Below are 23,899 nucleotides of genomic sequence, written 5' to 3'. Positions count from 1 at the left end.
ATAGAGGCGAAAGGAGAGGATGCTAACGGTAAGCTGTGAAATAAGGACTTGCAGCCAGCAAGTGAGCATTTGCTTCATGTGATTGACCATTTTTGAACGAATACCGCTTAATTATCGCCTAAGCCCATTTTGATCGCATCTGTCATTTGGGCGTATAATCGATAACGTCATATGAATTGAATAGCAACAGCCGAATTTCGTCATGAAAACGGGGGAACCATAACGCTGCACGGAGCAATCCGTCAGCATGGGGTGAATTTTAAGCATTTCGCTTGAATAGGGCTGCCTTTCCAGGCCCGAATCCGTCAGCTAACCTCGTAGGCTGGGTGGAACAGGACTCATATCGCACTGGGGGTTCCCGTGCTTTTTTTTATGCCCAATTTTAGATATGTCCTATATGAAGGAGTGAAACATGACCCGTTATTTCAACATATTGAAATGGCCGCCGCCACGAATTCTTGTTTTTGGCTTTGCCGCCATTATTGTGATAGGTGCTTTTCTGCTCACGATGCCGTTTGCCTCAAGTGACGGATCTAGACTACCTTTCATTGATGCACTGTTTACAGCAACCTCGGCGACATGTGTAACCGGCTTAGTAGTGGTAGATACAGGTACATACTTCTCTACTCCTGGGAAAGTGATTATACTTTCCTTGATCCAGGTCGGTGGTCTAGGCTTTATGACGATGGCCACGCTTATTGCACTTGCAATACGCAAGCGGATATCGCTCAAGGAACGGTTGATTTTGCAGGAAGCGATGAATCAGACAAGTATGGAAGGCATTGTTAGATTAATCCGCAGGGTTATTATTTATTCTCTTACAATTGAACTGGTTGGTGCCATTCTGTTCGCGATTCGGTTTGCCTTCGATATGCCGTTTGGCAAAGCCGTTTGGTTTGGTTTTTTCCATGCGATTTCATTCTTTAATAATGCAGGCTTTGATATATTCGGCAACTTCCGCAGTTTGACGATGTACGCAAGTGACCCGCTCGTTAATCTGGTCTCGATGCTGCTTATTATTTTAGGCGGTCTTGGTTTTGTTGTTATGGCTGATTTACTGGAGTACCGTAAAAACAAGCGGCTCTCCCTTCATAGTAAAGTTGTTCTATCTATGACTGGAACCCTGATTGCTGTTGGTGCTATCGTCATCTTTATCTTTGAATTTTCGAATAGCAAGACGCTTGGTTCATTGGATTGGGGAGGTAAAATACTGGCGTCCTTCTTCCAATCGGTTACGCCAAGAACGGCAGGAGCCAACACGGTAGATTATACGCAGCTGCGGCAGGCTACTGTTTTCTTCACTATTATTCTAATGTTTATTGGTGCTTCTCCCGGGTCAACCGGGGGTGGGATTAAGACGACTACCTTTACGACGATGATTGGTGCGGTTATTGCAATGATCAGAGGCCGGGAGGATATTGTTTTGTTCCATTATCGGCTTGGTAAAGATCGGATCTTTAAGGCACTGACGATTACAATGCTGTCGCTCACGCTGGTCATCTTTGTTACGATGCTGCTGTCGACAACAGAAGATCAGCAGTTTCTGAAAATTTTATTTGAGACAACATCAGCCTTTGGTACGGTCGGCTTGACGGTCGGCATTACACCGGAGCTGACGGATTTCGGCAAGATTATTATTGCGTTAACTATGTTCGCAGGCAGACTTGGACCACTTACGCTTGCGTATGCGCTTGGACCAAAATCAGAGAAAGAGCTGTACAGGTATCCGGAAGGCAAAATTACGATTGGATAGGGGAATAGAAAGAAAGAATGAAAAACAATCAGTTTGTGATCGTAGGGCTTGGGCGATTTGGCTCCAGTCTCGGAAGAGAGCTTATCAAATTAGGCTATGAGGTGCTCGGAATCGACCGGGATGAGGAAGCTGTCCAAGAAATGAGCAATGTGCTGACTTATACGGTGTCTGCGGATTGCACGGATGAGGAAACTTTACGATCATTAGGCGTTCGTAATTTTGACTGCGGGGTTGTCGCAATTGGCGATGATATTCAGGCCAGTATTCTGACGACTATCTTATTGAAGGATCTTGGCGTGAAGCGGGTTGTCGCAAAAGCGATGAGTGAGCTGCATGGACGTGTACTGGAGAAAATCGGAGTCGACCGCGTTGTTTATCCGGAGCGGGACATGGGTATCCGGGTTGCTCATCAGCTTGTAAGTCCAAATCTGCTTGATTATATCGAGCTGTCGAAGGAATATACGATTGCTGAGCTTTCGGTTCCGAATTGCTTGAATAACAAATCTCTAAATGACCTGAATCTGCGCGCCAGATTCGGCTGCAGCATCGTTGCGATTAATAAGCCTACCGGTATTATAATAGCTCCTACAGCGACGGATGTTGTAACTGAAAAAGACGTGATGGTTGTCATCGGGACAAACGAGCAGATTGAACAGTTTGAAGAAACGATTATCAGGTGATGATAAGGACAGTGGGCGCAGTTAGCGTTCTCTGTCCTTTTTTATTCCGGCTGTCGCTGGTCGCTGGGGATGGGATGGACGGGGATGGATGGGGCGGGATGGCTCTGGTGAGACGGGGTATCTCTTACGGCCGCTGTTGTCCTTCCTTTGCTCTGAATTGGTTTACATAGGTGTAAGCAAAGGAAGGACAAAGGCGAGCGCTCCGCTCCTCCAGAGATACCCCTTACCCACCGAGCCCCGCACCCAACCATTCCCCATCCATCCATCCATCCCCCCTGCGCGGGAATGTAAAGAAGGACAGTGAAGGGCGCGCTAAAAAGCGCGGACAACACTGTCCTACGGAAAAAAGGGAAGGGAAGGACAAAAAACAAGAGCCGAAGCCCTCTCACTGGCCCAACTCAGCAATCCACCTGCGGACAGCTGGATGGAGATCGGAAGGGTCGTTGTGGATCAGGCAGGTTGTTCGCTTTGTGTCTTCCAGCTCACGGATGGGGACGACGATGAGTTCGTTATCGGCTAGCAGTTGCTTGCGCATATAAGATTGCGGGAGCAGAGTAGCCGCGCGGCAAGTATGAAGAAGACGGACAATTGCTTCGAAGGAGTCAATCTCCATTCGTACATCAGGCTGAAGATGGTATTTGGCGAATACTTCGTCTGTCAGCCTGCGGTACCAGGTTCCCTTTGAGAACAGAATCATGGGCAGTCCGTTCAAATCTTCAATTGTAAGCTCCTGACTGGTAATGGAGACACTAGTTGGGATGACGAGCAGCAAGTGATCATCGAACAACGGAACACAGTGAAGCTGGGAATCCTCGATCATCGAGGCGATGATCGCGATATCTGCTTTATTGTCCCGGACTAGGCTAACGATCTCATGTGTTTTGCCGGTAACCGCTTTGATGTCAAATTCAGGATGGCTGGCGTTTAGCGTCTTGATGAAGTCGGGTAATGTAGTCTGAAGGGTTGTAAGACTGGCTCCAATAGTAATGGAAGTCCGCCCTGCAGCCGTATATTCGGAAACGGAGTCCATATAGCGGCGATGCAGCCTGCGCAGGTTCACCGCATATTCGTAAGTCAACTGACCAACTCGTGTCAGTTCAAGCCTTTTACCAACACGCTCGAACAGCTTGGCTCCAATCTCCTCCTCCAGCTTGGCAATTTTGCGGGATAAGGCTGGCTGGGACAAATTTAGAAGAGCTGCCGCTTTATTCATGCTGGAATGTTCAACAATTGCTGCGAACATATTGAATTCTTCGATCATTATCGTCACTCCAGTCGCTTATGCGAAATTGTTATAATAAATTATAATAAATATGCAATTCCATTATAAGTCCAAAAGGAGTAGGATTAAAGGGGTAGCTTTAGAGGAAAGTCTTCACAATGACGTGGAGTGAATCTTTTCACACCTGGTGTCGACTTTTGTTGACGGACTTAAGTACCGGGGGTAAAATGTAGAATGGTTTGTCAACAGTAAAATGTGATGGAGTACTGGAAAGGAGAAGTATTAATGAACGGAAATTCGTACTACTGGCGCAAGCTGCACTCTCTTCTAGGGGTGATTCCGCTCGGTGGGTTTATCATCGTGCATGCGCTCGCCAATTTTCAGGCGTATGAACGTGGGCCGGAAGGCTTCACTAAGGCAGTAAGCTTCATTAATGATCTGCCTATTGTAACGCTGCTCGAAATTTTCGGTATTTACCTGCCGATCTTGTTCCACGGTATTTATGGCCTATACATGGCTTATCAGTCGAACCTCAACTCAGGTCGTTTCCAATATGGCCGTAACTGGGCGTTCACAATGCAGCGTATTACGGGGGTTATTACCTTCATCTTTATCTTCTGGCATGTGTTCGAGACTCGTGTGCAAGTCGCACTGGGCAATGTGACACATGAAGAGCTTGGCTCGACGATGCATGATATCGCAACAAGCCCTGCTTTGTTTATCTTGTATCTCATTGGTATTCTGGCTGCGGTATTCCACTTCAGCAATGGCCTTTGGGCATTCCTTGTTAGCTGGGGGATTACAGTATCGCCGAAGGCACAAAAAGTTTCGGCGAATATTTGCATGGTCATCTTTGTACTGGTATCTGCGCTGTTCATTCTGTCCCTTATCGCTTTCTCAGGTGACGAGTTCAAAGAAGCAGCAAGTGCCGCATTGGCATTGACCAATATCGGTTAGTAGTATTTAGACAAGGAGCGAAACGTTATGGCTAAAAATAAAATTATCGTCGTTGGTGGCGGTCTTGCCGGTCTTATGGCAACCGTAAAAGCGGCGGAAGCGGGCGTGCATGTGGATTTGTTCTCCGTCGTGCCGGTTAAACGTTCCCATTCCGTTTGCGCGCAAGGCGGCATTAACGGCGCTGTTAATACAAAAGGTGAAGGCGACTCCCCTTGGGAGCACTTTGACGATACCGTCTATGGCGGCGACTTCCTCGCGAACCAGCCTCCGGTAAAAGCAATGTGTGAAGCTGCACCTGGCATTATTCACTTGATGGACCGTATGGGCGTAATGTTCAGCCGTACACCAGAGGGTCTGCTTGACTTCCGTCGTTTCGGCGGTACGCAATATCACCGTACAGCTTTTGCAGGTGCAACAACTGGCCAACAGCTGCTGTACGCACTGGACGAGCAAGTTCGCCGCTGGGAAGCAGCTGGTCTCGTAACGAAATACGAGCACTGGGAATTCCTTGGCGCTGTATTGGATGATGAAGGCATCTGTCGTGGTGTTTCAGCGCAAAGCCTGCGCTCGATGGAAGTACATACTTTCGTTGGCGACGCAGTTATTCTCGCATCCGGCGGTCCTGGTATCATCTTTGGTAAAACAACGAACTCCGTTATTAATACTGGTACTGCAGCAAGTGCGGCTTACCAGCAAGGCGTACATTACGCTAACGGCGAATTTATTCAAATTCATCCAACGGCAATTCCAGGCGACGATAAACTTCGTCTGATGTCTGAATCTGCTCGTGGTGAAGGCGGCCGGATCTGGACTTATAAAGACGGTAAGCCTTGGTACTTCCTTGAAGAGAAATATCCTGCTTACGGCAACCTTGTTCCGCGTGATATCGCAACACGTGAGATCTTCAGCGTCTGCGTTGATGACAAGCTTGGTATCAACGGCGAGAACATGGTATACCTTGACCTGTCGCATAAAGATCCGAAGGAGCTTGATGTTAAGCTCGGCGGTATCATCGAAATTTACGAGAAATTTATGGGCGACGACCCGCGTAAAATCCCGATGAAGATCTTCCCTGCAGTTCACTATTCGATGGGCGGCATGTGGGTTGATTACAACCAAATGACGAACATCCCAGGTCTCTTCGCAGCTGGCGAATGTGATTACAATTACCATGGTGCGAACCGTCTTGGTGCGAACTCGCTCTTGTCTGCTATCTTTGGTGGTATGGTTGCAGGACCAAAAGCAGTCGAGTACATTAATGGCCTTAAGAAGTCTTCTGAGGATGTTGCCTCTTCGGTATTTGATCGTGAGAAAAAACGTCAAACTGATAAATACAACAAAATCCTAAGCATGAACGGTACGGAAAATGCGTATGTCCTTCACAAAGAGCTTGGCGAATGGATGACGAACAACATGACCGTAGTTCGTTTCAATGATAAGCTGAAGCTAACGATCGATAAGATCAAAGAGCTGAAGCAGCGTTACCAGAACATCAACATTAACGATACGGCGCAATGGAACAACTCAAGCGTTGCCTTCACACGTCAGCTGTGGAACATGCTTGAACTGTCTGAAGCGATGACACTTGGTGCTTTGCTTCGTGACGAAAGCCGCGGCGCGCATTACAAGCCAGACTTCCCGGATCGTAATGACGAAGACTTCCTGAAAACAACGAAAGCAACCTGGACGCCAGAAGGTCCACAAATTTCGTACGAGGAAGTTGATACTTCGCTTATCAAACCGCGTAAACGCGACTATACAGCCAACAAGAAGAAAGGAGAATAACAATGGCTCAAACGACAGCAACAAAAACCGTAAAGTTCGTTATTACCCGTCAAGATGGACCAGACTCCCAGCCGTACACAGAAGAGTTTGAGATCCCTTACCGCGCTAACATGAACGTTATCAGCGGCCTGATGGAGATTCAACGTAATCCGAGAAAATCGGACGGCGGCAACACGGCTCCTGTATGTTGGGAATCGAACTGTCTTGAGGAAGTATGTGGTGCCTGCTCGATGGTTATCAACGGCAAGCCTCGCCAAGCGTGCAGCGCGCTGATCGATCAGCTCGAGCAGCCAGTACGCCTTGAGCCTATGCGTACATTCCCTGTCGTACGTGACCTTGTTATTAACCGCGAGCGCATGTTCAACGCGCTCAAACGGGTTAAAGCATGGATTCCTATCGACGGTACGTATGATCTGGGTCCTGGACCACGTCTCGCCGAGTCGAAACGTCAATGGGCTTACGAATTGTCCAAATGTATGACTTGTGGCGTTTGTATGGAAGCTTGCCCGAACGTTAATGACCGGAACAGCTTTATCGGCCCGCAAGCGATCTCCCAAGTGCGCTTGTTCAACGTTCACCCTACTGGTGAAATGAACAAGGCTGAACGTCTGGAGACGCTGATGGAAGACGGTGGTATCGAAGGCTGCGGTAACTCGCAAAACTGCGTGCGCTCTTGCCCGAAAGGTATTCCACTTACGACTTCGATCGCAGCAATCAACCGTGATACAACCAAACATCTGTTCAAAAAATGGCTTGGTTAAGAACAATGCCCTCCGAATAACGGGGGGCTTTTTCTTATCCTTCATTTGATAATGATAACTATTATCAATATAGTAAAATAGTTGCCGAGGAATGTCAACCAAAGCAAAAAAGCTGTGCCAGACAGGGGAGTGATAATCCTGTCTGGCACAGCTTTTTTTGAGTAAATCCTTACATCCAATGCTCGCCCCAGTTTTGTATCGATTCGATAACAGGCTGGAGCTCGCGGCCCTTCGGTGTTAGTTCATATTCGATTCGAACAGGCATTTCAGGATAGACCGTTCGTTTGATGATATTCTGACTTTCTAATTCCTTCATCCGATCCGTTAACATCTTGTCACTCATCTCGGGAATCTGCTCTTTAATTTCCTTGAACCGTTTAGGTCCGCCAAGCATGACCCGAATAATAAGCCCTGTCCATTTCTTACCTAAAATGTCGGCCGCAGCTTCATACTTTGGGCACATAGTTGAATAATCCAACGCGATCACCCCTTTTTCTACCTTCATTGTAGCATATGTTCTATGGAAAAGTAAGTTCGTTGAAATAGCCAAATTTGGGTATTAACTATTTTATTTATATCGACTTGACTAAAGTAAGTAACATACATTATGATAAGTGCATCAAGAGCGGCCGCTCACTAAAAGAGAAGAATAGATAAAGGGAGAGAGTTAAAATGATGGATACAGGATTATTGATTATACGGGTAGTTATTGGTTTATTGATGATAGGTCATGGTGCACAGAAGCTGTTTGGCTGGTTTGGCGGATACGGGCTCAAAGGTACCGGAGGATGGATGGAATCCTTAGGTCTTAAACCAGGTGTCCTGATGGCAGCAGGTGCAGGTCTGACAGAGGTTGTTGGAGGCTTGTTGTTCGGAGCTGGCTTATGGATCGAAGTTGGTGCTGCGTTACTGATCATCCTAATGATTATGGCGATTGTGAAGGTACATGGCGCGAATGGTCTCTGGGTTACACAGAATGGTTATGAATACAATCTGGTATTGATCGCAGTTGCCCTTGGAGTAGCCTTTGTTGGCGCAGGTGATATCTCGATTGATGCTTTACTGAAATAATCGATAAGTGAAAAGCACCGCTAGGTTCTGCAATCAGCAGACTCTGGCGGTGCTTTTGTGCTTTGATACAATTAGATCCGAATAATGATTAGTCCGGCAATGGTCAGGAGGAATGCCGCCCATTGGACGCGGTTGAGTCTCTCTTTGTAGATAAGTATAGAACCTGCTGCAACAACAAGACTGTTCGTCGCAAAGATGGGTGCAGCCAGGTTGGCGGGGCCAGTTGCTAACGCGACCGCATACAGCTGGAGTCCGCCATAAGAGAACAAGCCTGCGAGCAAGCCAAGCTTTAAGCCGGTCCGGAATGCTGCGCGGTCTGTCGCTTTTCTAATTGGAAAGGCGAACCATATAAGGGATAGGGCATATCCGATAAAAAGAATTGGTGCACTGGATAAGCCGAGCTCCTCTGTGATCTTTAATCCTCCATTACGGAAGGTGAAGAAGAGAACAGCTGCAATTACATATAGGTACCAGCGGGACTGTATGGCTGTAGATTGTGATTGTTTTTTGTAGGAGATTAAGACAACGGCAACCAGCAGCAGTAAAATGCCCAGCGATTCTGTTGCCCGTAAAGATTCTCCGTAATAAAGGGTGCCTAGTGCTACAACAAGCACAATATTCATATTCGTTAAAGGGGAAGTTAAGCTCGCTGGGCCATAGTCCAAAGCCTTCATGAACAAAGCGTTGCCCAGAGAAGAGCCTGCTCCAATGATAATCCCCGCGATCCATACCCGATAATCACTTAATTGATCGATAGTTCCTTCAATTGCTGCATGGATGCCAAAACCAGCTGTACCGGACACATAAAGCCCGATCAGCATAACCGATACATGTCCCCGGTGCATTTGGCTTACTTTCATCCACCAGCCTGCCAGTCCAAACAGCACGGCGCTGCCGACTGCAGTTGCAAGCCACATTGATGTCATCTCCTGCCCGAATTTGTTACACAAATGAAATAGTTCTGTTACGGTACAAACATATTATTAGGCTATTATAATAAACAAGACCCCCTTTTAATATATCAATTTCGGACCTGTGATCGCACAGGTCCACTTTTTTTGTCTGTATAATAAATAAAGCTTCGCTCAAGCGCAATGTCATTAAGTTAGCTAACTTAATGACATTGCGCTCAAGGCGAAGCTTTTAATTCATTTTTACTCTTTATTTTAAAGTGGAACAATAATTTGCTGGCGTTTGCGGTAGAAGACCCACTGGGAGAACCCAATTTCCTTCAGACGTTTGCGTACAAGCTCGAATTCATCGCCAACTCGGCTTGGTTTGTGGGCATCCGATCCAAAAGTGACGTTAACCCCAAAATGAAGAGCTCTCTCTAAAATTGCATCAGAAGGATACCATCCACCTACATCTTTGGTGCTGCCTGATGTATTGATCTCAATAGCGATATCATGCTTCGCAATTACACGTAACGTATCATCAATCGCTTCATCAGCAGGAATATCAGAGAAAGCAGGGAAGTAACCCTTCATTGCATCAATATGTCCTAAGATATCGAACATTCCACTGCGGGCAGACTGCTGAATGAGATCATAATACGATACTTTCTCCGCAATTGTCTTTTCCTCTGATAAGCCCTTCCAGCGGTTACGGTTAAAAATACTGACACCGCTTACCTGATGGACTGAACCAATCAAATAATCGAAAGGTACACCCTGGTAAGCCGAGCGGTAAGTTTCTGCATGCTTCGGGAAGAAATCCGATTCCATCCCAAGCAGTACTTCAATACGGCCTTTATACTTTTCCTTCAATCGAAGGACTTCATCAACATAGCTGGAGAAATCGCTGCGAGCCATGGCAATGCCGGGAAAAGGCTGGTCTTGCTCGCTTCCGAAATACGGCGAATGGTCAGAGATGCCAATGACTTGAAGGTCGGCATCAAGCGCAGCAATAATATAATCTTCGATCGTGCCGTTCGCGTGACCGCAACGTTCATGATGGGTGTGCAAATCGAATTTCATTATGAGTTCCTCCTCAAAAGAATTGCTACCGAAATGGCCAATTAATTGGCCGTTTGTAGTGATTCTTGCTTCGTAAGCATGAGCTTAAGAATTGCTACCGAAATGGCCAATTAATTGGCCATTTGTAGTGATTCTTACTTCGTAAGCATGAGCTTAAAGATTGCCGCTCATCTGTAGTGATTCTTACTTCGTAAGCATGAGCTTAAAGATTGCTGCTCATCTGTAGTGATTCTTACTTCGTAAGCATTGCATTTTACTCGCTGCCAAGAAATGATTGCTCCGGCATACCCTTCAAGTCACTTAAAAATTGCTGCATCGCAATATTTAAGTATCTTCCGGATTTGTAGACAACCGCGACCGGATGATAAGGTTCAAGCTCTGCGACTTTGATGATTTTAAGTGAACCTAACTTTAATTCGTTTGCAATGGATAGCTTGGATACGACGGCAACGCCGAGGTTAATCTCAACCATCCGTTTGACTTCCTCACTGCTCGACAGTTCCATAATAATATTCGGCTGGATGTTATTTTTCTTGAAGATCTGATCCAGGAATCTGCGGCCTAACGTATCAGGAGCAAGCATGATGAAAGGCATATCCTTCAGCATATCTATGGTAGTATGCGTTACTTGGCTCAATGGATGAGCCGGAGAAGCAACGAGGACAAACGAATCGTAATAAAGAATAGAGGAGTTCACATTTGGGTTCTTTTCAGCTATGTACGAAATGCCGATGTCTACCGAGCCGTTCTCCACACTAGCCATAACCTGAGAGGAAGGCATCGTATGAATTGTTGTTTTGATCAGCGGGTACTGATCTTGGAAATAGGACAACACCCGGGGCAAAATCTGAATGGCCATCGATGAGGTTGTTCCTAATATAATATGGCCCTGAGGTGTCGCATTCAAGTCTGACAGTTTCTGCTTCAATTCCTCGACAACCGATAAAATCCGCTCTGCATGATCCAGGAATACTTTTCCATGGTCGGTCAGGGTGACTGGCTGGTTGCGATCGATTAGAACCGTCTTGAATTCTTCCTCGAGCGTCTTAATTTGAGCTGAGACGGCAGGCTGAGTTAAATTCAGCAGTTCGCCGGCTTTTCGGAAGCTCATCGTTTTCGATATGGTGAGGAGCGTTTCAAGCTGGCTAATATTCAATTCAATTCCCCCTCGAACATGATCACTTAATATTATAAAGCAAATAGAGGTTTACAGCAAAAAAGCAGCCAAGCTTCAAAAATTCTTAAAAGAGGAATAAACAGGGTACCGTCGAACTATTGCTGAAGTATAGCCATTACCATATGGGGGGCGTTTGTGCTGGATCAGAGAGCATTACGCGGATGGAAAATGTATGATTGGGCGAATTCAGCCTTCGCTACAACGATGATGGCGGCGGTGCTGCCCGTGTATTATTCCGATGTTGCGGCGATCCACCTTGCGGGCAACAGAGCAGAAACGTATTGGGGTTATACCCAAAGCATAGCGATGCTTCTGGTTGCTATTTTGTCCCCGATACTTGGCGCAATTGCCGATTACACGGGTTCCAAGCTAAGGTTTTTATCAATATTTATGATGACAGGTGTCTTGTCCTGCGTATTTATGGCGTTTGCTGGAGATGGAGATTGGCTGCTTGCCTCGATTCTCATGGTGATTGGCTCTATTGGTTACTCCGGGGGCAATACGTTCTATGATTCGATGCTGGCGGACGGCGTGCCACAAGGACAAAGGGATCGGGTTAGCGCTCAAGGCTATGCTTATGGTTATGCAGGCGGAGGACTGCTGCTGCTTGTAAACGTCATCATGATTGAAAAGTGGGAAATGTTAGGGTTTCCGAGCAAAACATTCGCCACCCAAATGGTCTTTATTACAGTAGGGATTTGGTGGCTGCTTTTCTCGATTCCGATTCTCCGCTGGGTGAAGGAGTCAAGGAAGGACCATGGGCAGAGCGGGCCAGTAGAAGTTGTTCGTACAGGCTTTGTCCGGATCAGACAGACATTCTCGATGCTGAAGAAGTACCCGGAGCTGCTCAAATATATGTTAGCGTTCTGGTTTTTTAATGATGGAATTAATACAGTTATTGTCATGGCGACCATTTATGGTGCAGGTATTGGAATTGAGACAAGTGATTTGATAATTGCTTTGCTCATTACTCAGTTTGTTGGTTGGCCTTGTACGATCTTGTTCGGCAAGCTTGCCGGACGCTTTGGCTCCAAGAAGATGTTATATTACGCGTTGATGATCTATGTCGTAATTGTGGGGCTTGGCTTCTTTATGACGAGTGCTCTACATTTCTATGCGCTTGCCATTATGGTGGGATTTGTCCAGGGCGGAAGCCAATCGGTGGCCCGTTCCATCTATGCTGATCTAGTGCCGCCGGCGCGATCAGGTGAGTTTTTCGGATTTTTGTCCCTTTCGAGCAAGTTTTCTTCCTTCGCAGGACCACTTGTGTTTTCTGTTGTTGGCACAATCACTGGTTCCAGCAGGATAGCTATTTTATCTTTAGTGGCCTTTTTCCTTATAGGAATTGCTCTATTGTGGAAGGTCAACCTGGAAAAGGGTGCGCGTGAAGCGGCAGAGGATCTAACAGCTTGAGCATGCTTCAGTTTGATCTCGTAAATGATATAATGAAATGGAGATCCAGGAAGAAAGGTGCGAAAAGTTATGCCAAACATTTATAGCAATTTGACGGAGTTGATCGGCAATACACCATTGCTCGAGCTTACTCATTACAATAAGCGTCATGAGTCACTTGCGAAAGTTATTGCGAAGCTGGAGTATTTCAATCCGGCTGGCAGCGTCAAAGACCGGATTGGACTTGCGATGATTAAGGATGCCGAGGAAAAAGGGAAGCTCGTGGAAGGCTCTGTTATTATCGAGCCAACGAGTGGCAATACCGGTATTGCACTGGCTTTTGCAGCAGCAGCCTTAGGTTACCGTTTAATCATTATTTTGCCGGAGTCGTTCAGTATTGAACGCCGGAAGCTGCTTGAAGCGCTTGGCGCTGAGCTTGTTCTAACCCCTGCATCCGAAGGAATGTCAGGAGCAATCCGGAAAGCAGATGAGCTGGCAGCTAAAATTCCAAACGCCTACATACCGATGCAATTCAGCAATCCGGCGAATCCGGAAGTTCATAAACGGACAACGGCGGAAGAAATTTGGCGCGATACGGATGGAAAAGTCGATATTTTCGTTGCTGGTGTAGGTACTGGCGGTACGATCTCAGGCGTAGGCGAGAGATTGAAGGAGCTTAATCCAAACGTCAAGATTGTTGCAGTAGAGCCCTTTAACTCCCCTGTACTATCGGGTGGTGAAAGAGGTGTCCATCTGATTCAAGGCATCGGCGCCGGTTTTATTCCGGATAACTATAACGCTGAAGTCGTTGACGAGATTATCAAGGTCAAGAACGAAGACGCCTACCGCACCTCCCGCCAATTGGCTCGCAGTGAAGGTTTGCTGGTCGGTATCTCCTCCGGCGCCGCAGCATTCGCAGCCACCGAGCTGGCTAGCCGGGCAGAAAACAAGGACAAAAACATCGTCGTCCTTCTCCCCGACACAGGTGAACGTTACCTGTCGGCGAATCTGTATGACGAAGCATAATAAACTAGAGAAAACAGCCATCGCTTGTGCGATGGCTGTTTTTGTTCGACTTTGCGAGACTTTATCATTAATTAGTGAGGAATCCTCACTAATTAATGAGGCTGTTCGGCGCTAAATGTGCTCTTATGGGGGCTCTTTGACCCCACAATGAGCCTAGCCTCACTGTTAGTGAGGCTTAACGTAGCAATAAGGTGTAAAACCTTACTAAATCGAAAATAAGCAGTCATTCGGGATTGAATTAGTGAGTATAGCCTCATTAATAGTGAGGATTGGTGCATCTTATACGGCCTGTGAGGTGAGAAATTAGGCAGTAGGTGTTAGTGGATAAGTAGCAAATCTCAACATAGCGTGATTAGTGATGGAACCTCACTAAATAATGAGGCTGTTCGCGCTATATGTGATCTTATGGGGGCTCTTTGGCCCAACAATGAGCCTAGCCTCACTGTTAGTGAGGCTGAACGTAGCAATAAGGTGTAAACCCTCAAACTAATACGAAAATAGCCGTCATTCGGTTCTGAATTAGTGAGTTTGTATTCACTAATAGTGAGGATTGGTACACCTTACACGGCTGTGAGGTGAGAAATGGGTGGAGTTAATGAGGCAGCCGGCTGTTAGCGGGACGGTTTTTACAGCTGTGAGGCGAGTAAAGGGAGAAGCGGTAGTTGCTCTGAATGTGGTCTATTGGCGATCGTGTGGGTAAGACTAGCCTTTAGCATAATTGATTGTAGTTGCTCCAACGTTATTTGAAGTAACTAATCTTTAAGGTACCTAATCTTTAAGGTACCGCTTCTACGAGAGGCCATCTAAGTTTCCCCGTGTGCCTGAAGGCATACGAATATCCTCGGTTTCGTCCGAGATTATACCTATGGCCGCAGGCCATTATAGCCTGCCATGATTAGCGGCTGGCTAATAAAAAATCAGGCTCGTGCGATAGCACCTGAGCCTGTTCCCTTTTGCCCCGCACCCCAGCCGCCCGAAGGGATTCGGCGGCTGGGGTGCGGGGGCGCGGCAGGGAGGGGCGCAGGGGTAAGGGGGAGATCTCCCTTGAAGAGCGGAGCGTCCGCCTTTGTCTACACTTTGCAACCTGTGAATGTTGTTCAGGCAAAGTGTAGACAACAGCGGCTGAAAGGAGATCTCCCCCGTCCCCGTAGCACACCGACCCGCAAAATCACCAACACCAGCGGACAAAAAAAGCCGCCCCAACCACGGGCGGCTCCCCACTTACAACCATTTTTTCTTCCTAAACACAACCAACATACCTGCTCCGAGTGCAAGCATAATACCAAGCAAGATAATCGATCCGCCGTGCACATGCATCCCTGGTATGAAGTCAAAGTTCATCCCGTAGATCCCGGTAATAAAGGTCAGTGGCATGAAGATTGTCGTCATGGCGGTGAACACGCGCATGATTTCATTCGCTCTGGCGGAGATACTCGACTGATAAGCTTCTCGTAAGTTGCCCATGAGCTCTCGATACGTATCGAAGGACTCAGCGATTTTTACGGCGTTCTCATAAATATCGCTGAAATATTTTTGCAACTGATCATCGATCAGCTTTAAGTCACGCTTGTTGAGCGTAGCGATGAGGTCTTTTTGTGGACCCAGCACTTTCTTGAGCCACAAAATCTCGCCGCGTAAACCGATGATTTCGTTCAGATGCGATTTTTTTGTATTCATTAATATATCTTCTTCCAGCATTTCGATCCGATTATCGATTCGGTCGCCAACTTGGAAGTAATTATCGACAACAATGTCGACGAGATGGTATAGGAAATAGTCTGGCCGATTAACTTCCTGCTCCCACAAGATGGGCTTCAAACTGCGAAGTTCGTTCAGCTTTTGCTTAGTAATTGTAATAATATAATGACGCCCTAGAAAAATGTTAAGTGCACGAAGGAAAATTTCCTCATCATCAAAACGAATACTGTTAATTACAATAAAATATTGGCCTTCATAAATTTCCAGCTTAGGTCGTTGTTCCTCTTCGCTTAAGCAGTCCTCCACGGCCAGATCATGCATGCCGAATAATGGCTGCAAAATGGCAAGATCCTCAATATCGGCATCAATCCAATAGAATCCTTCCCTGGCAGGAACAAGGGTTTCATTAATGTCTTCAATAAGGGTAAATAACCCGTTGTTTACATGACGAATTTTCATCCGAGCTTCTCCTCTCATGTAACGGAGACTGCCGGATGAACACAAGTGCAAGAGAACGGAGTTAAAAAGCTAACGCCCGCTTGAGCAACTGTTTATCCGGCAGCAGCCGTATTCGATTGTTGTCAGGCTTAGGTCGGTCGCCTTCCATGTCCTTTAGCACTCCTTTATCCCTTTATTCTTCATGAAAAAATGGCTTTTAATCCTTGTCTAGTATACTCCCGCATATCCTTTACATACAAGCGGAAAAATAGGTGGCAGCGGGATACCCATCAGCCTTCTGTAGTATATGTCAACATCGACCTTGACGCGAATGACAGAATCCATTAAAGTTAAGAATAGAATTGGATTCGACAACCGAATAGATCTACTTTCTTATCAAGAGCAGGCGGAGGGACTAGCCCGATGAAGCCCGGCAACCGGCGTAAGCACGGTGCTAATTCTTGCGGAAACTTTAGTTTCTGAGAGATGAGGGAGGCGAAGGCTCTTTTTGATGAGCGCACGACCTTTTCTCACGGCAGAAAGGGTCTTTTTTGCGTCTAGAAGGCCGATATCGAAGCAAAGGAGTGATCGCAATGCCGATTAAAGTACCTGATTTTTTACCAGCTAAAGAGATTTTGAACAATGAGAATATTTTCGTTATGGATGAAAGTACAGCTTTCCATCAAGATATCCGTCCACTGCGGATTGCCATACTGAACTTGATGCCGACGAAGGAAACAACGGAAACACAGCTTCTCCGTCTGATCGGGAATACCCCGCTGCAGTTGGAAATTGTGTTGCTGCATCCAAAGACGCATACATCGAAAAATACTTCGCATGAGCATCTTGAATCCTTCTACAAAACGTTTGATGATATTAAGGACCAGTACTATGACGGCCTTGTTATTACTGGCGCTCCGGTGGAACATCTGTCATTCGAAGACGTGAATTATTGGGAAGAGCTGAAGGACATTATGGATTGGAGCAGACGTCAAGTGACGTCGACCTTCCATATTTGTTGGGCCTCGCAGGCAGGCTTGTACCATCATTACGGTGTACCGAAGTATGATTTGGATAAGAAGATTTTTGGTGTATTCCCGCACACGACAGAGAAGCAAAACGTCAATCTGCTGCGTGGTTTTGATGAAATGTTCTTCGTTCCACAATCCCGTCATACAGAGGTTCGCCGGGAGGATATTGAGAACATCGGCGACTTGGAGATTTTGTCGGAGTCTGAGGATTCTGGCGTATATATTGTAGCTTCGAAAGACGGCAGACAGATCTTTGTCAGCGGGCATTCCGAATACGATCCACTTACGCTGAAGTATGAATATGACCGTGATAAAGCAAAAGGGATGGAAGTTGACCTTCCAGTGAACTATTTCCCGGGAGATAATCCGGAAAAACTCCCTTATTCGACTTGGCGCTCCCATGCTAACTTACTGTTCTCGAACTGGTTGAACTATTATGTATACCAACAAACGCCTTATGATTTGGGCGCAGGTATCTAAATATATAAATTAGACAAAGACGATGACAAAGGAGACGGACGAATTTTATGAAAATTGAAAGTCATCTTGCGCAAATCGGTTCCCAAAAGGAACCAGTTACGGGTGCGATCAGCTTCCCGGTTTATCAGGCGACGGCATTCCGTCATCCTCAGCTTGGCCAAAGTACGGGGTTTGATTATGCCCGTACGAAAAGCCCGACACGTTCTGTTCTTGAAGAAGCTGCAGCTCAGCTCGAATCCGGTGATGCAGGGTTTGCCTGTAGTTCCGGTATGGCCGCTTTGACAACGATCTTCGCTTTGTTTGGTCAAGGCGATCACCTGATCGTATCGCTGGATTTGTACGGCGGCACATACCGTTTGCTCGAAAAAATCATGTCGAGATATGGCGTCAAGGCTTCTTATGTCGATACGAATGATCTAGACGGTATATCTGAGCTGCTTCAGCCGAACACGAAGGCGATCGTGATCGAGACGCCAACGAATCCGTTGATGATGATCACTGATCTAGAGCGGGTATCCGCTTGGGCGAAGTCCAAAGGTCTCCTTACCATCGTTGATAATACTTTACTTACACCGTTCTTCCAACGTCCAATTGAGCTTGGAGCAGATATCGTCGTACACAGCGCAACCAAATATTTAGGCGGCCATAACGACGTGCTTGCAGGTTTAATTGTAACTAAGGGAGCCGAGTTGTCCCAACAAATGGGCTTCCTGCATAATTCACTTGGTGCCGTTCTTGGACCGCAGGATTCCTGGCTGTTAATGCGTGGTATGAAGACACTGGCGCTTCGTATGGAGCGCCATCAATATAATGCAACAGCGATTGCGAATTACTTAATGGAGCATGAGGCGATTGAGGATGTTTATTATCCTGCACTCCCGCATCATCCTGGCCATGAGATCCAAAATAAACAATCATCAGGCAACACGGGTATTTTCTCCTTCCGCTTGAAGGATGCCCGTTATGTAGAGCCGATTCTCCGCCACATTAAGCTGATTGCATTTGCAGAAAGCCTTGGCGGTGTTGAATCGCTTATGACTTATCCTGCTGTACAGACACATGCGGACATTCCATTAGAAATCCGTCAACAAATTGGTGTAGATGACCGGCTTCTGCGCTTCTCCGTGGGGATTGAACATGCAGATGATTTGATCGCAGACCTCGAGCAGGCACTCGCTGCGGCAAAAAGTGAAATCCAGGAGGCGTAATCGAATATGACAGACCGACATAATCTTGAAAAAATCGCCGGCCGCAGCTTTGCGACAAAGCTGCTTCATTTCGGCACTGAAATTGATGAACAAACGGGTGCTTCAAGTACTCCGATTTTCCAAGCATCCACTTTCCATCAAGCTGATATTATGGATCCGCCGCATCACGATTACAGCCGTTCCGGCAACCCGACTCGTGAAGCGCTGGAGAATTATATCGCTCTGCTTGAGGGTGGTACACGTGGTTTTGCTTTTGCATCGGGCATGGCAGCAATCTCGACAACCTTTATGCTGCTGTCTGCTGGTGATCATGTTATCGTAACGGAAGATGTGTACGGTGGTACTTATCGTTTGTTGACGGCGGTATTAACGCGGTTCAATATTGAGACAACCTTTGTAGATATGACGGATTTCGAGCAAGTACAAGAGGCGCTGAAGCCTAACACGAAAGCAGTCTTCATGGAGACGCCTTCCAATCCTACGCTCAAAATTACTGATATCTCGTTAGTAGCTGGCTGGGCGAAAGAAAAGGGTCTTCTGACGATGCTTGATAACACCTTCATGACCCCTTACCATCAGCGTCCATTCGAGCTTGGTGTCGATATTGTATTGCATAGCGCTACGAAGTTCCTGAGCGGCCATAGCGACGTGCTGGCTGGCCTCGCAGTAACGAATGACGAAGCACTCGGACGCCGTTTGTATCAGCTGCAGAACGGCCTTGGCGCTGTTCTAAGTGCTCATGAGAGCTGGCTCTTAATGCGCGGAATGAAGACCCTGCAAGCTCGTATGGAGCATAGTGAGCGCAGTGCTCGCAAGCTGGCAGAATGGCTGTCGAATCATCCGGAGGTTACGCAAGTGTATTACCCAGGGCTTGAAGACCATCCGGGACGTGAAATTCACGAGAAGCAGTCGAAGGGCTATGGTGCTGTTGTATCCTTCGATGTAGGCAGCGGCGAGCGTGCTGCAAGCTTGCTGAGCCGAGTACAACTGCCGCTTGTAGCGGTAAGTCTTGGAGCGGTAGAAAGTATTTTATCCTACCCTGCGAAGATGTCGCATGCGGCAATGCCGAAAGAAGTGCGTTACCAGCGTGGTATTACGGACGGTCTGGTCCGTTACTCGGTAGGTCTAGAAGATATCGACGATCTGATTGCAGATCTGGATTCCGCTTTAAAAGGATAATGATTCAAATTAAGCGAAAAATGCGGCTGTCGTATATGACAGGCCGTATTTTTTCGCTTTTCCGTAACATACGAAAGATGACGGACAAGAACGAGATATGATAGGATGAATTGATAGCTATTAAGAACGGAAAAAGATAAGGAGGTCTTACGATATGTCTACGTTGGACCAGATTTTGGATAAAGCACGTCTTGGAGAACGTATTTCGTTTGACGAATGTGTAACGCTGCTTGAATCCGATGAGATTGAAAAAATGGGCGAGGTTGCGAATCAGCTTATGCTGAAACGCCATCCTGAACCGATCACGACCTTTGTCGTAGGCCGGAACGTCAACTATACAAATATTTGTGATGTGTACTGCCGGTTCTGTGCGTTCTACCGCGCGCCGGGTTCGAATGAGGGCTATGTCCTCTCGAATGAAACGATACTTAATAAAATCCAGGAAACTGTTGATGTAGGCGGTACTGAGATTCTGATGCAGGGTGGAACTAACCCGAATCTGCCATTCTCGTACTATACGGATCTGCTTCGTGAGATTAAGCAGCATTTCCCGGACATTACCATGCATTCCTTCTCGCCAGCCGAGATTCAGAAAATGAAAGATGTTTCCGAAGGTTTATCGCTGGATGAGGTTATCCGCCAGCTGCATGAAGCTGGTCTAGACTCGCTGCCTGGCGGCGGTGCTGAAATTTTGGATGACCGTACCCGCCGTAAAATCAGCCGTCTGAAGGGCTCTTGGACAGACTGGATGGATGTTATGAAATCCGCACATCGTCATGGCATGAACACAACGGCTACTATGGTATACGGCTTTGGTGAAACAGCTGAGGAGCGTGCACTCCATTTGCTCCGCATCCGTGATGCGCAGGATGAATGTATCGCTAACGGTTATGATTCGAAAGGCTTCCTCGCTTTCATCTGCTGGCCATTCCAGCCGGATAATACGAACATGAAACGTGTTGAGAAGTCGAAACCGGAAGAGTATCTGAAAATGGTTGCAGTCAGCCGTATTATGCTCGATAATATCGATAATTTCCAATCGTCTTGGGTGACGATGGGTCCTGACATTGGTAAGCAGTCACTCTCGTATGGCTGCAATGATTTCGGCAGTACGATGATTGAAGAGAATGTTGTATCCGCCGCAGGCACGACTCATAAAGTGAACATTGAATCTATTCTTCAACTCATTCGCGAATCGGGCAAAATCCCGGCACAGCGTGACACGAAATACAATACGATCAAAATGTACGATGATCATGAGCACGCTGCGAAAGACTTCATCATGCAGAACTAATTCATTTATTAACAAGGCATTCGACCCCTGGTTAACAGGGCTCGGATGCTTTTTTTTATGCCAGCTGGTCTGTGAAGCTACTAAACAGGCAGTTCCTCACATATTCTTTTTTGATCAAGCATATATAAAGGAGGCTGTGAAAGGATGAATCAGCAGAAATTAATTGCAGCAATTAAGCATATGGAAGAGCGGCTTCACCAACAGGCTATCAATGTGAGGGAAGAAATAACGGCTCCAATACTTGATGCGATATACAATGAGAATACAATTTTGAGAAAAGAGATAGCGAACGGATTAAAGTTTGATTTCTATTATCGAACTAAAATTGCTCGTGATTTTTTGCTTTCAATACCGGTCTGTCCCGACCATGTATGGGAACCGCAGACGACCAAATTGCTGTCTATTTTCTCAAAACAAGCTAAGGAAGTGTTAATTGGCGGAGCTTATTTTGGCGATCAGGCCTTAATTGTGGCGAGCGAGATTGCTGGGCGAGGCGGAACGGTTCATGCTTTTGAACCAAACAAAGACCAATATCAAATGCTCAGGCATAACGCTGCAGTAAACGAAATTGATAACGTTAAGGCATGGCGCCTGGGCTTATGGAACAATGAAAAGGGAAAACTGAAGCTGATCGGAGACGATTCTTTTGCTCATGCAGAGCTAGTGATGGATATGAAGGAGCAGGAGGATAACACCGTTTTCGGAACGATTTCGATAGATACTTATGTAAAAGAGCAGGGAATCAGCCATCTTGATCTCATCCTGCTGGATATTGAAGGCTTGGAGTATACCGTTCTTCAAGGCGCTAGCAGCCAGCTCGATTTGCCGGCTGAAGAAGCTCCTAACATCATCTTCGAGGTTCACCGCAGCTATGTCGATTGGAGCAATGGTCTTGATCAAAGTGATATCGTCCAATATTTGCAGTCCTTTGGTTACCACATCTTCGCCCTGCGCGACTACAACTCCAATGTCGACATGTCCGGCAAACCTGTTGAGATTATCCCACCAGACAGGGTCTTCTTAGAAGGCCCGCCTCACGGCTTTAATATGATTGCAGTCAAAAAGCTTTCCATCCTAGATCACCCCGATATCAAGCTCTGCTATGACGTAAGCCCCAAACTCTTGACCCACAAAAACAGCTACCTCCACCAACCAACGGAATAACCTCCTCTCGTACGGTAAGGTGGGGCCGGGGAAGTAACTAGACTAACAATTGAACTAGGCGTAATGATCATGTTGAAAAGAAAATCTCTTAGAGAATGATTACTGCCCGAATAAATAGGGCAGCTACAAACTGCTCCCCCACAAGAGTGGGGAGTGAAGTTTTGGCGATGGTAGCTGGCGCGGGAGCGGAGCGAAAGTAACGTACTGGAGAAGCGAAGCGTTCGCCTTTGCTCCCGGATTTCCACCGTAAGGTGGTAAATTCGAAGAAATCCGGGGAGCAACAGCGATCGGAAGAACGTTACTTTCACGCAGCGACCATCAGCCAAGCCAGCAAAATCCACCAGCCACTCCCCATCATCTCCCACCACTCCTTTCGTATATACCCAACCCCCCAGCCATATACTGATAAGGGGAATGAAAGGGGTGAGCTCATGGAGCTGTTTACCGTAACGCTGCCTTCGAACATGGAGCAATCGGCTGCCCAATTAGCGGCGTTGATGGCGGAGTACACAACAACTGATCTACATATCGCACACATCGAAGGAGAAGCCATTCAATACACGCTGCTATCAGAAAAGGAGATTAGCTGCCAAGCGATCCTGCCTTATTTTCATCTGGCTGACCATAGCCATTCGGTGTACCAAGCTGCTTCCAAGGCACTAGCCGAATTCATCGTAACCGATATGGAGCCGCATATCCTGGCAGCCATCATTCGGAGAAAATACAGGAATAACCACGCTATAGACGCACCTGTTATCGAAAAATACTGCCACGAGCTGCTTCACGGTACAGAATGGGATGGCCTTGGGACGAGATTTCTTGATGCTGACAGGCAGCGCCGCAAAACGAAGGTAGCCGATGAGATTGACCGATACCTGCAGGAGAATTCGGCTTTGAACTTGACCGGATTAACTTCGTTTAGACTGCAGCCTTATCGGACGGAATTAGCTGAGATCGTTGATTATGCTTTGGATGAATACGTGCTCGATAAGCAATACCAGGAGTTTATTTCGCTGCTCAAATATTTTGTAGGCTTGCAGGAGTCGAAGGTGCCTATCGTTCACCTTGTACACAAGGGCAGCCATGATTTTGTCCTGTTCAATGAAAAGTTTCAGCCTTTTGAACCGAAGCCCCACTCGGACAAGTTAGTTGCTGAAATGCTGGAGACCGAAATGAATATTGAAGATATGGTGATCAGCTCACTCATTGCCGTATCTCCTAAGCATATTATGATTCATACCAGACAGGATGATATGCAGGTAATAAGGACAATCGAGACGATATTTGATAACCGGGTATCCGTCTGCACACAATGTCCAGCCTGTAGTCCTGTCTTTGAAGGCAATGGATCCGTCCAGCCTGACAGCCGCATCTATTGACGATTAGGGGGTCAAGCGGCTATAATAATGCTCATAACTATGCGAACAGCAATGACAAAGACATGTATTGGCTTCAAATGTTGGTCCAGAGAGAGGAAACTCGGCTGCAATTTCCTTCATGACATTAGCGAATATACCCCTTTGTAGCTGTGCAGTTGAACGTGGTCGATTATTGCGTACCATTACTAAGCTGCACCGGATGTCTCCGTTATCAGATCAATACAAGGA

At 46.7% G+C, this 23,899-nt stretch carries 20 protein-coding genes and 2 riboswitches; of the genes, 14 read left to right on the top strand and 6 right to left on the bottom strand.

Annotated elements, in window-relative coordinates; genetic code table 11:
- The first annotated feature begins 178 nt into the window (after positions 1-178).
- Positions 179-339, top strand: a riboswitch (cyclic di-AMP (ydaO/yuaA leader).
- A gap of 73 nt (positions 340-412) precedes the next feature.
- Together FHS17_RS21345 and FHS17_RS21340 are read left to right on the top strand one after the other, a co-directional pair.
- On the top strand, positions 413-1,753 hold the full coding sequence (locus FHS17_RS21345) for a TrkH family potassium uptake protein (protein WP_167280459.1): 1,341 nt from the start codon (positions 413-415) through the stop codon (positions 1,751-1,753).
- Between the two features lie 17 nt (positions 1,754-1,770).
- Positions 1,771-2,433: a potassium channel family protein gene (locus FHS17_RS21340; RefSeq protein ID WP_167280458.1), complete on the top strand. Its 663-nt coding sequence runs from the start codon at positions 1,771-1,773 to the stop codon at positions 2,431-2,433.
- A gap of 385 nt (positions 2,434-2,818) precedes the next feature.
- Here FHS17_RS21340 and FHS17_RS21335 read toward each other — a convergent pair whose 3' ends face one another.
- Positions 2,819-3,694 (bottom strand): LysR family transcriptional regulator, encoded by an 876-nt coding sequence (locus FHS17_RS21335; RefSeq protein ID WP_167280457.1) that lies wholly within the window; start codon positions 3,692-3,694, stop codon positions 2,819-2,821.
- Positions 3,695-3,940: 246 nt separating this feature from the next.
- On the opposite strand from FHS17_RS21335, the gene FHS17_RS21330 reads away from it, so the two are divergent.
- The 3 genes from FHS17_RS21330 to sdhB are packed head-to-tail and all read left to right on the top strand — an operon-like array spanning position 3,941 to position 7,158.
- Positions 3,941-4,612 (top strand): succinate dehydrogenase cytochrome b558 subunit, encoded by a 672-nt coding sequence (locus tag FHS17_RS21330; RefSeq protein ID WP_167280456.1) that lies wholly within the window; start codon positions 3,941-3,943, stop codon positions 4,610-4,612.
- A gap of 27 nt (positions 4,613-4,639) precedes the next feature.
- The gene (sdhA, locus tag FHS17_RS21325) at positions 4,640-6,397 is read left to right on the top strand and encodes a succinate dehydrogenase flavoprotein subunit (RefSeq protein WP_167280455.1); all 1,758 of its coding nucleotides are present in this window, start codon (positions 4,640-4,642) and stop codon (positions 6,395-6,397) included.
- Positions 6,398-6,399: 2 nt separating this feature from the next.
- Positions 6,400-7,158, top strand: coding sequence for a succinate dehydrogenase iron-sulfur subunit (gene sdhB / locus FHS17_RS21320; RefSeq protein WP_167280454.1), 759 nt, complete (start codon positions 6,400-6,402; stop codon positions 7,156-7,158).
- Between the two features lie 169 nt (positions 7,159-7,327).
- Here sdhB and FHS17_RS21315 read toward each other — a convergent pair whose 3' ends face one another.
- Positions 7,328-7,636 (bottom strand): winged helix-turn-helix transcriptional regulator, encoded by a 309-nt coding sequence (locus FHS17_RS21315; protein WP_279590381.1) that lies wholly within the window; start codon positions 7,634-7,636, stop codon positions 7,328-7,330.
- A 194-nt stretch (positions 7,637-7,830) separates the two neighbouring features.
- On the opposite strand from FHS17_RS21315, the gene FHS17_RS21310 reads away from it, so the two are divergent.
- Positions 7,831-8,229, top strand: a complete 399-nt coding sequence (locus tag FHS17_RS21310; protein WP_167280453.1) for a DoxX family protein — start codon at positions 7,831-7,833, stop codon at positions 8,227-8,229.
- Positions 8,230-8,300: 71 nt separating this feature from the next.
- Here FHS17_RS21310 and FHS17_RS21305 read toward each other — a convergent pair whose 3' ends face one another.
- The 3 genes from FHS17_RS21305 to FHS17_RS21295 all read right to left on the bottom strand — a co-directional run bounded on the left by FHS17_RS21305 (position 8,301) and on the right by FHS17_RS21295 (position 11,361).
- A complete protein-coding gene (locus FHS17_RS21305) occupies positions 8,301-9,146 on the bottom strand; it encodes a DMT family transporter (protein ID WP_167280452.1) in 846 nt (281 codons plus the stop codon).
- A 249-nt stretch (positions 9,147-9,395) separates the two neighbouring features.
- Complete coding sequence (locus tag FHS17_RS21300) at positions 9,396-10,205, bottom strand: histidinol-phosphatase (protein WP_167280451.1); 810 nt, start codon at positions 10,203-10,205, stop codon at positions 9,396-9,398.
- 253 nt (positions 10,206-10,458) lie between these two features.
- Entirely contained in the window at positions 10,459-11,361 is a 903-nt protein-coding gene (locus FHS17_RS21295; protein WP_167280450.1) for a LysR family transcriptional regulator, read from the bottom strand.
- A gap of 159 nt (positions 11,362-11,520) precedes the next feature.
- Here FHS17_RS21295 and FHS17_RS21290 point away from each other — a divergent pair, with 159 nt between their 5' ends.
- Positions 11,521-12,795 carry an MFS transporter gene (locus tag FHS17_RS21290; protein WP_167280575.1) on the top strand — a complete coding sequence of 425 codons (1,275 nt, stop codon included), beginning with the start codon at positions 11,521-11,523 and terminating at the stop codon, positions 12,793-12,795.
- 69 nt (positions 12,796-12,864) lie between these two features.
- Positions 12,865-13,800, top strand: coding sequence for a cysteine synthase A (gene cysK / locus FHS17_RS21285; protein ID WP_167280449.1), 936 nt, complete (start codon positions 12,865-12,867; stop codon positions 13,798-13,800).
- A gap of 1,221 nt (positions 13,801-15,021) precedes the next feature.
- Here cysK and corA read toward each other — a convergent pair.
- Positions 15,022-15,957, bottom strand: a complete 936-nt coding sequence (gene corA / locus FHS17_RS21280; protein WP_167280448.1) for a magnesium/cobalt transporter CorA — start codon at positions 15,955-15,957, stop codon at positions 15,022-15,024.
- A 369-nt stretch (positions 15,958-16,326) separates the two neighbouring features.
- Positions 16,327-16,429, top strand: a riboswitch (SAM riboswitch).
- Between the two features lie 100 nt (positions 16,430-16,529).
- Here corA and metA point away from each other — a divergent pair.
- From metA to FHS17_RS21250, 6 genes are all read left to right on the top strand, one after another.
- Entirely contained in the window at positions 16,530-17,447 is a 918-nt protein-coding gene (gene metA / locus FHS17_RS21275; protein ID WP_167280447.1) for a homoserine O-acetyltransferase MetA, read from the top strand.
- Positions 17,448-17,494: 47 nt separating this feature from the next.
- On the top strand, positions 17,495-18,655 hold the full coding sequence (locus tag FHS17_RS21270; protein ID WP_167280446.1) for an aminotransferase class I/II-fold pyridoxal phosphate-dependent enzyme: 1,161 nt from the start codon (positions 17,495-17,497) through the stop codon (positions 18,653-18,655).
- 6 nt (positions 18,656-18,661) lie between these two features.
- Positions 18,662-19,834: an aminotransferase class I/II-fold pyridoxal phosphate-dependent enzyme gene (locus FHS17_RS21265; protein ID WP_167280445.1), complete on the top strand. Its 1,173-nt coding sequence runs from the start codon at positions 18,662-18,664 to the stop codon at positions 19,832-19,834.
- A 154-nt stretch (positions 19,835-19,988) separates the two neighbouring features.
- Complete coding sequence (gene mqnC, locus FHS17_RS21260) at positions 19,989-21,128, top strand: cyclic dehypoxanthinyl futalosine synthase (protein WP_167280444.1); 1,140 nt, start codon at positions 19,989-19,991, stop codon at positions 21,126-21,128.
- 144 nt (positions 21,129-21,272) lie between these two features.
- Positions 21,273-22,292, top strand: coding sequence for an FkbM family methyltransferase (locus FHS17_RS21255; protein ID WP_167280443.1), 1,020 nt, complete (start codon positions 21,273-21,275; stop codon positions 22,290-22,292).
- A gap of 431 nt (positions 22,293-22,723) precedes the next feature.
- A complete protein-coding gene (locus FHS17_RS21250; protein WP_167280442.1) occupies positions 22,724-23,671 on the top strand; it encodes a putative sporulation protein YtxC in 948 nt (315 codons plus the stop codon).
- Positions 23,672-23,899 lie beyond the last annotated feature (228 nt).

It is taken from the genome of Paenibacillus lupini (genome assembly GCF_011761355.1).
GTDB lineage: Bacteria > Bacillota > Bacilli > Paenibacillales > Paenibacillaceae > Pristimantibacillus > Pristimantibacillus lupini.
Note: the sequence above shows the minus strand (reverse complement) of the source record. Positions and strands in the feature narration are given on the sequence as shown.